The organism is Acinetobacter sp. Tol 5 (genome assembly GCF_019702905.1).
Taxonomy (GTDB): Bacteria; Pseudomonadota; Gammaproteobacteria; order Pseudomonadales; family Moraxellaceae; genus Acinetobacter; species Acinetobacter bereziniae.
In genome coordinates this window covers 2961147-2975070 of record NZ_AP024708.1, presented here as the reverse complement: position 1 = coordinate 2975070, position 13924 = coordinate 2961147, and the positions used below count along the sequence as shown (strand labels likewise).

At 36.6% G+C, this 13924-nt stretch carries 13 protein-coding genes and 2 pseudogenes; 11 read left to right on the top strand and 4 right to left on the bottom strand.

All coding sequences use genetic code 11. The annotated features are described in order from the left end of the window. Genes TOL5_RS13850 through TOL5_RS13830 form a run of 5 tightly spaced genes read left to right on the top strand, consistent with a single transcriptional unit; the run spans nucleotide 1 to nucleotide 5234 of the window. Complete coding sequence (locus tag TOL5_RS13850) at nucleotides 1-795, top strand: DUF1365 domain-containing protein (RefSeq protein WP_058968344.1); 795 nt, start codon at nucleotides 1-3, stop codon at nucleotides 793-795. Then, nucleotides 792-1988, top strand: a complete 1197-nt coding sequence (locus tag TOL5_RS13845) for an SAM-dependent methyltransferase (RefSeq protein WP_058968341.1) — start codon at nucleotides 792-794, stop codon at nucleotides 1986-1988. Before TOL5_RS13850 ends, TOL5_RS13845 begins: the two co-directional genes overlap by 4 nt. A gap of 38 nt (nucleotides 1989-2026) precedes the next feature. Then, a complete protein-coding gene (locus TOL5_RS13840) occupies nucleotides 2027-2806 on the top strand; it encodes a DUF1295 domain-containing protein (protein ID WP_009584906.1) in 780 nt (259 codons plus the stop codon). An 8-nt stretch (nucleotides 2807-2814) separates the two neighbouring features. Beyond that, nucleotides 2815-3864, top strand: a complete 1050-nt coding sequence (locus TOL5_RS13835) for an SAM-dependent methyltransferase (protein WP_004831335.1) — start codon at nucleotides 2815-2817, stop codon at nucleotides 3862-3864. A gap of 47 nt (nucleotides 3865-3911) precedes the next feature. Further along, nucleotides 3912-5234: a sensor histidine kinase gene (locus TOL5_RS13830; protein ID WP_151779104.1), complete on the top strand. Its 1323-nt coding sequence runs from the start codon at nucleotides 3912-3914 to the stop codon at nucleotides 5232-5234. Here TOL5_RS13830 and TOL5_RS13825 read toward each other — a convergent pair. Beyond that, nucleotides 5227-5355, bottom strand: a pseudogene (locus tag TOL5_RS13825) (helix-turn-helix domain-containing protein); the annotation flags it as partial. The gene TOL5_RS13830 and the pseudogene TOL5_RS13825 overlap by 8 nt on opposite strands. A 67-nt stretch (nucleotides 5356-5422) precedes the next feature. Here TOL5_RS13825 and TOL5_RS13820 point away from each other — a divergent pair. Beyond that, a protein-coding gene (locus tag TOL5_RS13820; RefSeq protein WP_085944219.1) for an IS3 family transposase occupies nucleotides 5423-6567 on the top strand; the annotation gives its coding sequence in 2 pieces (ribosomal slippage) (nucleotides 5423-5687 and nucleotides 5687-6567; 1146 coding nt in all). Nucleotides 6568-6596: 29 nt separating this feature from the next. Here TOL5_RS13820 and TOL5_RS13815 read toward each other — a convergent pair. From TOL5_RS13815 to TOL5_RS13805, 3 genes and pseudogenes are all read right to left on the bottom strand, one after another. Beyond that, a pseudogene (locus TOL5_RS13815) lies at nucleotides 6597-7211 on the bottom strand (response regulator transcription factor); the annotation flags it as partial. Nucleotides 7212-7229: 18 nt separating this feature from the next. Further along, a complete protein-coding gene (locus tag TOL5_RS13810) occupies nucleotides 7230-7733 on the bottom strand; it encodes a chalcone isomerase family protein (RefSeq protein WP_151713733.1) in 504 nt (167 codons plus the stop codon). Next, on the bottom strand, nucleotides 7703-8281 hold the full coding sequence (locus TOL5_RS13805; RefSeq protein ID WP_042090277.1) for a hypothetical protein: 579 nt from the start codon (nucleotides 8279-8281) through the stop codon (nucleotides 7703-7705). Before TOL5_RS13805 ends, TOL5_RS13810 begins: the two co-directional genes overlap by 31 nt. A gap of 513 nt (nucleotides 8282-8794) precedes the next feature. Between TOL5_RS13805 and TOL5_RS13800 the strand changes: the two genes are divergently transcribed. The 5 genes from TOL5_RS13800 to TOL5_RS13780 all read left to right on the top strand — a co-directional run bounded on the left by TOL5_RS13800 (nucleotide 8795) and on the right by TOL5_RS13780 (nucleotide 13459). Then, nucleotides 8795-9274 (top strand): hemerythrin domain-containing protein, encoded by a 480-nt coding sequence (locus TOL5_RS13800; RefSeq protein WP_004831329.1) that lies wholly within the window; start codon nucleotides 8795-8797, stop codon nucleotides 9272-9274. A 369-nt stretch (nucleotides 9275-9643) separates the two neighbouring features. Continuing rightward, complete coding sequence (locus TOL5_RS13795) at nucleotides 9644-10294, top strand: paraquat-inducible protein A (RefSeq protein WP_199995284.1); 651 nt, start codon at nucleotides 9644-9646, stop codon at nucleotides 10292-10294. Beyond that, complete coding sequence (locus tag TOL5_RS13790) at nucleotides 10291-11070, top strand: paraquat-inducible protein A (RefSeq protein WP_221260407.1); 780 nt, start codon at nucleotides 10291-10293, stop codon at nucleotides 11068-11070. Before TOL5_RS13795 ends, TOL5_RS13790 begins: the two co-directional genes overlap by 4 nt. A gap of 44 nt (nucleotides 11071-11114) precedes the next feature. Next, a complete protein-coding gene (locus TOL5_RS13785) occupies nucleotides 11115-12767 on the top strand; it encodes an intermembrane transport protein PqiB (RefSeq protein ID WP_004831326.1) in 1653 nt (550 codons plus the stop codon). Further along, complete coding sequence (locus tag TOL5_RS13780; protein ID WP_221260406.1) at nucleotides 12764-13459, top strand: PqiC family protein; 696 nt, start codon at nucleotides 12764-12766, stop codon at nucleotides 13457-13459. The genes TOL5_RS13785 and TOL5_RS13780 overlap by 4 nt, the downstream gene beginning before the upstream one ends. The last annotated feature ends 465 nt before the right edge of the window (nucleotides 13460-13924 follow it).

Genomic DNA, 13924 nt, shown 5'->3' with positions numbered 1-13924 from the left:
ATGTTGCTGACTGAATTAGCTATAGCTCCAGCCTCGATCCGGCATCGACGCTATTTACCCAAGTCCCATCAATTTGAAGCAAAGTTAAATTATTTATGGTTTGACCCAGATCAAATCCACTATTTTACCGAGCAATCTTATTTATGGTCATCACAACGTTGGAATTTACTCAAACTTGATCCGAATGATTTTTTAATAGAAGAATATGGAACAATTCGGCAAAAAATTGAAAAAATATTATTAAAACAAGCCAATAGTCTACTAGGTTTAGATACACAAATTCGAGTTTTAGCCTTGCCGAGAACTTTAGGTTATCGATTTAACTCAGTGGTATTCTTTTTCATTTTTGATGCCAGTGAAAAGCCGCTATTTATTCTAAGTGAAATCACCAACACGCCATGGGAAGAACGTAAAGTATATGTACACGACTGTCGTGACAAAGCTGTACAACATTCTCAATTTAACAGCTATAAATTCGAGTTTAAAAAATCATTTCATGTTTCTCCTTTTATGCCAATGGACATCAATTACAAATGGAGTTTTAATTTCTCTGCGCAACAAAATGTGATTCATATGCAGCTTTTTCAAAAAGATATACTGCAATTTGATGCAACTATGCGATTTTCACTAACCCCCATCACAGTTTCTTCACAACAGCATCGATATGCTATTCATAGTGTCTTTGAACCTTTCAAAATGATGGCGGGAATTTATCTAAATGCTGTTCGTTTATGGAAGAAAAAGGTCCCATTTTATCGGCATCCGAATAAACAAAAAGGAAAAACAAAGCGATGAAAGCACTTATTTCCAGTGAACAAGATTCTCTACCTTTGATTTTACAAAGTTTGTTAAAACTCCGTCATGGTCAAATTATATTTAGCGGGGTGTGGAATGGTTTTGTCGGTGACAGTATTGAGTTAGTAGCAGTAGTTCAGGTTCATGATAAAAAATTGGTGGACTTGATCTTCAAGTATGGTGTGCTAGGCGCAGCTGAAGGCTATATTCGTGGTTATTGGAGTACCAATCATTTGGTTGAATTGATCCAAATTTTGGCACGTAATCGTGATCTTTTGGATCAATTAAATCAAAATATTATTGCTCAAGCGAGCCAATTTTTTTTAAAAGCTTGGTATAAAAAGCGTAAAAACTCGATCAAGGGGAGTCGTAAAAATATCGCAGATCATTATGACCTGAGTAATGATTTCTTTAAATTATTTCTTGATCCATCAATGATGTATTCGAGTGCCGTGTTTAAAGATGCTGAAATGACTTTGGAGCAAGCCTCAGAGTATAAAAAAGATTTGATCTGCCAAAAACTACAACTCAAACCCATGGATCATTTGGTCGAAATTGGAAGTGGATGGGGCGGTTTTGCACTTTATGCTGCACAAAATTATGGCTGTAAGGTAACAACGATTACGATTTCACAAGCACAATATGATGAAGCCGTGACCCGTATTGAAGCAGCAGGCTTATCACATCGGGTAGAGGTGCAACTAAAAGATTATCGCTTGCTTGACGGTAAATTCGACAAATTGGTTTCAATTGAAATGATTGAAGCGGTAGGTGAACAATATTTATCTACTTATTTTAAACAATGTCGTAATTTATTGAAACCAAAAGGATTGGGATTAATTCAAGCCATTACCATTGAAGACGCACGCTATAAAAAAGCGTTAAAAACTGTTGATTATATTAAACGGTATATTTTCCCTGGTAGTTTTATTCCATGTATCAGCGTATTAACGCAAACGGCATCCGAACAAAAATTACGTTTAAAACATTTGGAAGATATTGGTCAAAGTTATGCACAAACATTGCATCTTTGGCGGAAAAATTTTTTAGCTGCTCGTGAACAAGTTCTTGAACTTGGATTTGATGAAAATTTTATTCGAATGTGGGACTTCTATTTATGTTATTGCGAAGGAGGATTCAAAGAGGGCGTAATCAGTGATGTACATATGTTGTTTGAAGCAAATATTTATTAACTTCTAAGCATTCATTGATATATCAAGGAGTAAGCAAAATGTTTTTGAAATTGTTTTTACTTGATGTTGTAATTATGCTGCTCTGTTGGCTCATCGTAAGCTATAACAATCGTGCGGGTTTAGTCGATGTAGCATGGAGTTTCTGTATTGCATTGAATGTGATGTTAGCGGCTTTTTTGCTGGATACAGCACCTCTAAGTGTGCGTATCTTTATTGGACTTTCAAGCAGCATTTGGTTTTTACGCCTGACGTGGCATTTATTTCGCCGTTACTGGCATGAAACAGAAGAAGACCGTCGTTATGCCAATATGCGCCGTGCTATGGGGCAATTCAAACATTTGGGATTCTTGGCTTTTTTTATGTTTCAAGCAGGACTCGCGCTTTTGTTTTCTTATCCCATGCTATCGTTACTCAGTTCCCCAAAAACACAGTGGAATGAATGGATCTATTGGGCACAGATTGCAGCCGCACTGGTGATGTTACTGGCTTTTATTGGTGAAAGCACTGCCGATCAGCAGCTATATCGTTTTAAACAGAATCCAAATAATCAAGGTCAAACCATGGATCAAGGATTATGGAAATATTCGCGTCATCCGAATTATTTTTTTGAATGGTTACATTGGTTTGCCTATCCTATTCTAGGATTAGCGGCTGGGCTTTATCTGCTATGGATTTATCCATTACTGATGTGGGTATTTTTATATTACATCACGGGTATTCCGTTTAGCGAACAGCAAGCATTACGTCATCGTGGTCAAAATTATCGGGATTATCAAAAACGAACCTCAATGTTTATTCCGTGGCAACCTAAAGAGTAGATCAAAATATGGATTATATTATTCAACAATCTTTAAAGCTGGTCGAAAGTGGGCTGATCCCAGATCAAGCTATACGTGCGGTGATCCGAAGTTTAAGTAAAAAGCGTTTAATTCAAGAAGGACGTTATGATCCTGAATTGGGTAGTCAGCGTTACATGGATGTTGTGAACATGCTTAAACGTAGTGAAATTGCGATTGAAACTGACAAAGCTAACGAGCAGCATTATGAACTTCCTACTGCATTTTTTCAGTCTGTACTAGGAAAGCACTTAAAATATAGTGCGAGTCTATTTACAGATGCACAAACCAGTCTAGACGAAGCTGAAGCGTTGGCTTTAGCATGTTATTGCGAGCGAGCAAAATTAAAAGATGGCCAACACATTTTGGAAATCGGTTGTGGTTGGGGATCCTTAAGTTTATGGATGGCTGAGCATTATCCGAATGCCTCCATTACGGTGGTGTCAAACTCAGCAACGCAACGTGAATATATTCAGGAACAAGCTAAATTACGGCAGTACAATCATTTAAAAGTGATCACCTGTGATGTCAATGTATTAGAACTTGAATCCAGTGCATATGATCGTGTGGTATCGGTGGAAATGTTTGAGCATGTGCGTAATTACCAAAAGTTATTTGAAAAAATAAATCTCTGGCTTAAACCTGATGGATTATTGTGGTGTCACATTTTTTGTCATCGGTTTTTACATTATCCATTTGAAATTAAAAATGAATATGATTGGATGTCGAAATACTTTTTTAGTGGTGGACTTATGCCATCTGCATCGACTTTCTTACATTTTCAAGATCACTTACAATTAGAACAGCATTGGCAATGGTCAGGTAAACAATATGAAAGAACAGCAAATGCTTGGCTTGAAAATATGGACCGACAACATCAAAGTTTAAAACCATTATTTGAACAAACCTATGGTAAAGATGCAGCAATATGGTGGCAACGTTGGCGAATCTTTTTTATGGCTTGTGCTGAACTTTTTGGTTTTGAACAGGGACAAGAATGGGTTATTGGTCATTTTTTGTTTTGCAAGAAAGTCTTATAATCTGAATTGAATGTGTTGTTTATTGCGGCACACAAGGGAGCATATTTATGCTGAGACTATTTAAGGGCAAGCGTGCCCATCCCTTGGGTGAAGTCTTTAATCGATATTACTGGTTACAAATCGGATTGATTGCTTTATCGATCGTGATTGGTATTACATGTAGTGCGTGGGTGATTAAAGGCACTTTGTTGAAAACTGCACTAGAACAGGAAATGGAACATTATTGGATGCGTGTAGAGCGTAATCCAAATGCAGATTTGCCTGATACTAAAAATTTATATGGATATCGCTGGACTAAGGCAGCGCCAAATAGTTTTCAGAACATGCATTTAACACCAGGCGTTGGCCGTCATTTTGTGGATGGCAAGGAGCGTATGACTGTTTATGGTGAGCGTAATGGACAGCATGTGCTTTTAGTTTTTGGTGAAAGTAATGTCAATAAACTGATTTGGTTGTTTGGATTGGCACCTCTCATGTTAAGTTTGTTTGTGCTTTATAGCGTACTTTGGTGGTGGAACCGTCGTGCACGTCGTTATTTTTCTCCAATCACTAGACTTGCCAATGCTTTAGAAAATATTGACTGGGATCACCAGAACAAAGGGGCATCACCATTTAAGGATATTAGTACTGATGCAAATATGGAAGCAGAATATTTAAAACAAGCGTTAGAGAAATACCATCAAGTTTTGAGTGAATTTATTCATCGTGAGCGTGAATTTAGTCGTGATGTTAGTCATGAACTACGAACACCTTTAACTGTCCTTAAAGGTAATGTTCAGCTTTGCCAAGCTCGTTATGGAGATAATAAAGTCTTTGTTCGTTTGAGCAATACCATAGAGGATATGCAGTTACTGGTTGATACTTTATTGGCAATTGCTCGTAATACGACAAACACACTTATACCAGAACACAGCTCAATATTTAAAATCTTACAAGAATTACAAACTGATCTTGAAAGTGTGGGGCAAGTGAAAGGAATACAAATTAATCTTCATCAGGGGATAGCAGAACAGACACGACAGTTGTATCCCTCTATGACAAAAATGGTTTTCGGCAATATTTTACGGAATGCCTTAAATTATTCCCAAGGATCAGAAATCGATATCATCATACAAAAAAACAAAGTTCTGATTGCTGATAACGGTATAGGTATTCATTTACTCAATGATAATAAAGTACAGGATTTATCTAGCCCTCAATTAAGGTTGCAAACTAAAGGACACGGTATTGGACTCCAACTGGTGCAAAAGCTGTGTAAACAATTAGGCTGGCGTGTAGAGTTATTTGATCGCCTCTATTATTTGAGTATTCACAATGATATAGCGTTAATACCATCGACAGGACTGGTCGTTGTGGTTTATCTTAATTAAATGAATCAGGTTCAAGAGAAATTTTTAAGCCAACACCTGACACGGTATGAATTAATTTTTGATTAAAGGGCTTATCCACCATTTTTCGTAAGTTATAAATATGGCTACGTAGAGAGGTGGATCAGGAAATTTGAACAACACTTATAAGTGATATTTTGCTCCCCAAATGATGTTATAAACATCAATATATGGAGTATTTTATGGCACGTAGACCAAGAAGAAATCATTCAAATGATTTTAAAGCTAAGGTAGCACTTGCTGCGATTAAAGCAGAAAAAACACTTGCTGAATTGAGTGCTGAATTTGATGTTCATCAAAACCAAATTATCGACTGGAAAAATCAACTGATTTCAGCTTCCTCGCAAGCTTTCGATCAATCAAAAGCTCCAACAGAACCACCCATCGATCTAAAAAAACTACATGCAAAAATCGGTGAGCAGGCATTAGAAATTGATTTTTTAGAAGGTGTGTTGAAGAAACTGGGCCGCTTCAACCACAAAAGTTAATCGATGACTCACTTCAGATTTCAGTATCTAAGCAAGCTCAGCTGCTGAAAGTCTCCCGTGGTTGTTATTACTATCGCCCAAAACCTGTGAGTGCATCAGATCTGAAGCTGATGCGGTGTATGGATGAGTTACATATGCAATACCCTTTTGCAGGTAGCCGTATGATGCGTGATTTGTTGAATCGTCAAGGACATCATATAGGACGACGTCATACACGTACTTTAATGAAGAAAATGGGCATTAATGCGTTATATTGCAAACCAAATTTAAGCCAGGCTAATCAAGCTCACCGCAAATATCCATATCTGCTCAAAGGATTGGCTATTCAGCGCAGTAATCAAGTGTGGTCTACGGATATAACGTATATCCCTATGGCAAAAGGCTTTGTTTATTTATGTGCTGTGATTGATTGGCATAGCCGCAAGGTACTTGCGCATAGAGTATCGATTAGTATGGAGGTTACATTTTGCATAGAAACATTAAATGAAGCTATTGAAAAATATGGTCGACCTGAAATATTTAATACAGACCAAGGCAGTCAGTTTACCAGTGATGCATTTATTGATGTATTGAAATCAAATGACATCCAAATCAGCATGGATGGTAAAGGTCGATGGGTTGATAATGTGATGGTTGAACGATTATGGCGGAGCGTTAAATATGAAGAGGTGTATCTCAAAGCCTACAGCAATGTTTTGGATGCGAAGAAGCAATTAAACGCATATTTTGAATTTTATAATTTGAAACGACCTCATTCGAGTCTGGACAAAATGACTCCAGATGAGTTTTACTATGACCAGCTACCACAACAAAATAAGGTAGCTTAACTAGAGCAGAGTATCACTTATAAATAAGCTTTTAGTTGTTCAAACATGTGGGACCACCTCTGTAGTGCATCACTTTCAGGTTCTTCATCTCCCCAAAGTTCTATGATAATTTCTTGTTTGGTCATAACTTTGGGTGAATTCCTCATCAATAATTTTAATAATTTAAATTGAATAGGTGGAAGTTCTATATTTTTTCCGGCACGGTGAATTGTCTGTTGTGAACTATCTAAGATCAGATCATGAATTTGTAATTTGCTATTCGAGACCTCTCCTATAGATCTTTTGATCAATGCTCGAACACGCATAACCAACTCATTAAAGTCGAAAGGCTTAATCAAGTAATCATCGGTTCCTGAAGAAAAACCTTTAATTTTGTCATCCAATGTGTCACGTGCTGTTAGCATAAGCACAGGGATATCTAGACCTTGTTCAGTCCTTAACCAGTGGCAAAGATCGAAACCACAACCATCAGGTAAATTGATATCCAATAAAAGAATATGATAAGGATGATTTTTCAATAAATTACGTGCTGTATCTAAGTTACGTGCATGATCAATGACAAAATCATGTGCTTCTAAAAATTCACAGAGTGTAGAGGCTAATTCGTAATGGTCTTCCACCATAAGGATAAAATATTTTGTCATTACAATAACTTTATGTTGTTAATTTAAGAGTTGTTGCTTCAATTTAGCATTAAATGGCGCTGAACCTAACCAAATTTTAAAATATTGATTGGCTTGATCATTTTGGATATGACCTAATATTTTTCCATTCATTGAAAGCGTTAATATGCGGGATGAATGGACGTAACTTAAGCTATATAAATCCCCATTTTTAACTGGTTTATAAAGCTGTGTAATTTGGTTTAAAGCCGATGTTTCTTTAAAATCAGGAATATTTTTCTTTAAAAAATGAGTGGCTGCACGTTTGAAAGCCCATTCAGGAATATTCTGGTTGTATAAAAAATTCATTTGAATACTTTGATTTTCCCAAGTCTGTTTACAAGATTCTGCAAAGTAGCTTGCCTGACCAATCTGTTTTGTACCAACTAAAATCGCACCATTTCCACACTGTTTAAATGTTGCTGCTTGTACATTTGAAATACTGATGGATAAACTTGCTACAGATATAATCATTACGGTGATTTTTTGAATGTTAATACCCATGAATATAAGCCTCCGAAATAAGGTAACTGGCGAAACAAACCATTTGCTGGATCCCAAAAGTCTTGTTGGAAAATAATTTGTTGATCTTTATTGACTTTGATTTCGCTGATGCCATAAGACGCCATCGTTTTATTCACACCAAAAATTTTGAAATCATAAGCCATAAACCAATGAATATATGCAGAATCTCGGTGATAGGTCGTGTTTAATAATTTGACTGTAACATTGCTAACTCGTTTATTCATGCCTTTAAAATGTTCAATCAAATTTTGTCGCGATGAAAATTGAGAAAGAGTGTCATTGATATAGAGTTGATCTGCGTATAACGAACTTGCCTTATCGATGAATTCAGTTGTACCTAAGGTATTGAAGGTGGATGTAAAGCGGGTGCCAATATCTAATGCTTGAGTATCGGTTAATGGAATACCAACTACATTATTTCTAGCTTTACCATAATCTGCGGAGTAACTAGGAATACTTTTGCATCCAGATACACAAAGAAGTGTGAATATGGAGGCAAATATTTTTTTTGAGTTTTTCACGTTCATTATCCATTTGGAGTCTTATCTAATACTGTAGATAAGTAGTTGTGAACGAGATGTGAAGTCAGATAGGAAAAATATCATGTCATCTTTGACTTTGTTACTGGGTCTTGATCGCCTTAATTATGAACTTAGGATTTTATTAAAATAGAAAAAGACCATATATTTTCTTTTCGGCATTTTAGCTCCAAATTTGATTTAGCAACCTACCCAGTCAGAATATCAAGATGTTCGCTCAAAATAATTGAGCTCAAGTTTAGAAAATAGAAAAATTTTTTAAAAATATCTAAGTGTTAAATTAATAACAAATTCTGATTAAATTTTCACACGATTTAAAAAAAAGAAAATTTTTGATGGAATGGTCTAATCATTAAGATATATGAATAAAAACGAAACTTTACAATAGTTTATAAAAATTACAGTGCTATACAGTTGAATTGCTTTTTACTAACAAATTTCAACAACATTTTTTTAAACCATTAAGAATAATTGATATTAATTATTGGAAAAGGATAGTGAATGATGAATGCTAAAGTAAATAATAATATTTTTGATGAATTGAGAAGAAGTCATGATAAGCAAAGAAAATACGCTGAACAACTCATTCAAACCTCAGGGGATACTGAAGAAAGAAGAAATTTATTTGATGCACTGAAAAATGAACTTTTTGCTCATGCTGTTGCTGAAGATCGATATTTTTATATTCCTTTAATGATGACAGATCCTGGTTTGAATATCACCAGACATGCACTTTCTGAACATCATGAAATGGATGAATTGTTAGAGCAACTTACTGAAACAAAATTTAGTCATCCAAGTTGGTTAACAACTGCAAAAAAACTATCAGAAATTGTTCACCATCATTTAAAAGAGGAAGAACATAGTTTTTTCCAACAAGCAGGTAAAATATTAGGTGAAAAAGAGAAAAAAGATTTGGCTAAACAATATGCAACTGAATATCAAAAGTACTTAAACAAAGATAAAGATAGCCTTGTGTAAAAGGCTATCTTTTATTTAGTTTTTAAGGGGAAAATTTTTTTTGAAAGCTTTTTAGCTATGGTTAATGATCAATTTACTGATGGATTAATAGTATATCGGTGTTTTTAGGTTTGCAATCGTATAACAATAGAAGTAACAGAATGATTGTTCTGAGTTTTACTTTTTACTCCTGATTTGAAAAAAATTAAGTCTCAATAGTCTAAAAAAACATTATTTTAATCATTGATGTTATCTTGCCTGAATTGAATGTTAATTTGTTTAAAAATTGTGTAGTTAAGAGAAACAATGATTGAGATGTTAAAAATAAAATGTATAAGATAGATGAACTGTTCTTCTAAATGAAAGAATCAATCGAACGGATGTCAGCTTATGGCGAATAAAAATAATCAGCCTTTAGCATCGGCGCAACCTCTTCACTTAAATGAGTTGGTCGGTTGTGAAGAATGTGATGCGATTTATCGTAAAGTTGACTTATTACCGAATGAGCGTGCTTATTGCACCTGTTGTGGTGCAGAGTTATATCGACGTAGCCGACCTTTTTCATCATTGCTTGCTTTAGTCATTGCAGCACTGATTGTATTTGTTATTGCCAATAGCTTCCCTATCGTGATTGTGGAGTTACAAGGGAATACCTCACAAACCACGCTGATTGGAGCTGCGTGGACCATGTTTCATATTGAGCGTCCTTTTGTCGGGGCACTGATTCTTATGACTACATTTATTGTTCCATTGATTGAGTTGTTATTGTTGAGTTATGTCTTAAGTTGTGTTGGTTTGTTTAAATACCGACCTCACTATCTCAGATTGGCACTGAAAACTTTATTTTTATTTAGAACATGGGGGATGGTGGAAGTCTTTTTAATTGGTGTATTGGTCACCTTAGTTAAATTGGTTGGAATGGTGACGGTAATTCCGGGTGTGGCACTTTGGGCGTTTACGATCCTAAGTATTCTTTTGGTTTATATTGCTTCGGTGAAGATCAAAGATCTTTGGGATGAAGTCGATCGGAGCTTAACATGACACAAAAGAATCATCATGATGATGAGATTAGTTCACTGCTAGAGAATCTTTCTGATGTTGATTTACAAGTCAAAAGCGATGTGCGCGCAAAGGATGTTGGATTAATACAATGCCATTGTTGTGGCTTACTGAATTCTGTTGGCTCAAGCATAGACGAACATTCTGAGCTAAAGTGTTCAAGGTGCAAAAGTGCATTACACTCGCGTAAACCGCAAAGTTTAAATCGAACTTTTGCTTTAGTCATTGCCGCAGCAATTTTATATATTCCAGCCAATGTAATGCCGATGACAGTAACGGATTCTTTATTGGGACGTCAGCAAGATACCATTATCAGTGGGGTGATCTACTTTTGGCAAAATGGAGATTATCTAGTGTCTGTGGTCATATTCATGGCAAGTATTTTCATTCCAATTTTAAAATTATTAATTTTGATTTTTTTATTGGTCGCCGTGTATATGCAATCATCTTCAAGATGGCATTTTTCACCTGAACATTGTGCACTGTTATATCGAATTGTTGAATTTATTGGGCGCTGGTCGATGATTGATGTTTTTGTGGTGGCTTTATTGACAGCTCTTATTCAAATCCAATCCTTAGCGACCATCTTGGCTGGACCTGGAGCTGTGGCTTTTGGTGCAGTCGTTGTTTTAACCATGTTTGCTTCATTGAGCTTTGATCCAAGACTGATCTGGGATAATTATTTCAAAGCGCACAAGGCGAATTCTCAACAACCCCAACAGATGAACACAGTTGTTATTCATCAACTGAAAAGTTAAAACGAAACCAAATCCTCATAATTAAATGCTAAAGAATGATCACTATGCCAGACAATACGCCAAACAACCAAGATTCTACACCAAGCCCAAGTGAGACTACGGAGAATGGTGTATTTCTTGCTGAACCTGAAAAGAAGAAGGCGCGTTGGCGACCTGCGCTGATTTGGCTAGTTCCATTCATCGCACTTTTGATCGCATTGTCACTTGCTGCTAAAGCCATACTGGATACAGGTCCAACGATTGAAGTGTCATTTCGTACTGCAGAAGGTTTGGTCGCAGGCAAAACCACAGTACGTTATAAACAGGTTGATATCGGTTTAGTCCGTCAAATTGATCTTTCTGATGATCGTTCACACGTGATTGCCAAAATTGAATTACGTAAAGATGCCAGTAATTTTGCTGCTAAGGATTCACGCTTTTGGGTGGTTAGACCTCGTGTAGGGACAGGGGGCATTTCTGGAATTGATACATTATTGTCTGGCGCTTACATTGAAGTGGATGGTGGCAAGGCGGAACAAAAGCAGGAGACTTTCACTGGGCTTGAAGTTCCACCTGTTGTAGCCTCTGATATTCCCGGCAAAGTTTTTTTCTTAAAGGCGCAAGATCTCGGCTCGCTTGATATTGGCGCACCGATTTATTATCGCAAAATAAATGTGGGGCAGATTACGGCTTATAAATTGGCAAATGATGGGAAAAGTGTCGAATTACAAACTTTTATACAATCACCTTATGATAAGTTCGTAACTACAGATGCACGCTTTTGGCAAGCTAGTGGGGTAGATGTTTCTTTAAATGCTTCAGGCTTTAATTTAGATACACAATCCCTTGCCAGTATTGTTGCTGGAGGGATTGCCTTTGGTTATCCAGAAAATTCAGCGGGCAGTATCGCACCGAATCATAGTTATTTTACTTTATCAGACTCTCGTAAAGAGGCAATGAAAGAACCTGATGGTAAGCCACGTCCAATTATTATGTACTTTGATCATTCATTACGAGGTCTAACCGCAGGTGCACCTATTGATTTTATGGGTATCGAAATTGGCAATGTTAAAGCCATTAATGTTGAGTTTGATCCATCTTATACCCAGTTGCGTATGCGTGTAGATGCAACCATTTACCCATCTCGCTTGGCGCATGGTAAAGAGCTTGATCCTGATGGTGAAATTTTCAAAAACTTTATCGCAAATGGTTGGCGTGCACAGATGCGTACAGGCAACTTGCTAACTGGTCAAAATTATATTGCCTTTGATAAGTTTCCAAAAGCCAAAGCCGCAACTTTGAAAATGCGTGTAGATGGGCGAGCTGAGGTTCCAACCACTGCGACGGAATTAAGTGGTTTACAAGCTCAAGTGTCACAAATTGCGGATAAGTTGAGTAAGTTCCCACTCGATGAAATTGGACAAGATGTACGAAAAACATTCAGCAATATGAATAAGACCATTGAATCTACAGATAAACTGGTTAAACAGTTGGATGATAAAGTTGCACCAAACTTACAAGCAACATTGAATGATGTACGTAAGACAATGCAATCTAGTGAATCGATTTTATCCAGTGATGCGCCAATGCAGCAGGATGTACGTAAAGCTTTGCAACAAATGACCCGAGCTGCTGCTTCATTACAATTAATGGCTGATTATATTGAACAACACCCAGAATCATTAATCCGTGGTAAAAAAGCAGAGGCTAATAAATGAAAAAAATAGATAAAAAATTATTCGATGCTGCTTTGACTATGAGATACGCTGGTGCTTTATCTACAGCGATATTGTTATCTGCATGTTCAAGCTCGCCAGTACCGAACTACTATAGTTTAACGACTCAAGTATCTCCTTTAGCCAACTCAAAGGTTACTGTCATTGAGGTATTGCCTGTAGGATTGCCTGATCGTATCAATCGTGCTCCTATCGTGATTCAGGATATTACGGGTAAATCTCAAATTTTAGACAATGAGCGGTGGACTTCAACTTTAGGAGCGGAACTTCGCGATAATTTATCTGCAGGTTTGCAACAAAAACTGGAGGCAGTGGATCGTTATAATAGCGGGATGGTGGGTGGAAAAATTTCTTATCGGATTGCCACTGATTTTTCACGTTTCGATATTGTTCATTCGACAAATCAAACGAATGAAAAAATAGAGGTGTCTGTAGCTTGGATTGTGAAGCGTAATGATCCCACGATTACTTTGGATCAAAACTCTACCCAAAATCAGCAATTGGCATGCCGTATGAGTTTTGCTCAAGACGTAACAGGCAATCATAAACAAATGCAAGATATCGTCACTACAGCCAACACTGCTTTAAACCGAGTCGTAGATGCTGTGGCACTTTCGATCGTATCTTTAGATTCAAAAAAAATAGCGCGTGTTGATGGTGTGACTTGTACTTAATCTCACTGCACAAATGCAAATAGCTGTCATTGTGCTATTTAAGTTTATGGATTGATCTATATCCGATAGGCTGCGTTCGTACGGCTTTTTTTAAACTTTAAATCAATATAAAATCCCCGCACCTTGCCTTCTTCATCATGGAGAAGGCACTTTAAATATTCATATATTTAACTGAATTCTTGCGTTGCAAACAAAGGAGTGCTTTGTTTTAACTCATATAGCTCTACTCAACATGGAGACATCCATGTCGCCTCGCGATCGCAAGACTATTTGGGAATCAAAAATACAAAAAACTGATTAAGCAAAACTTTTTAACATTTATATAAAAAGCATAAAATTGATTGAAGATGAATCGCTTGTATGAAAAATTAGGCGGTTTGACTATATCGGCTTTGCATTGATTTAGACAGTTTAACATTGGATGCGGCAAAGAATCGGTCCACATTCATAGTCTTGAAACGATGT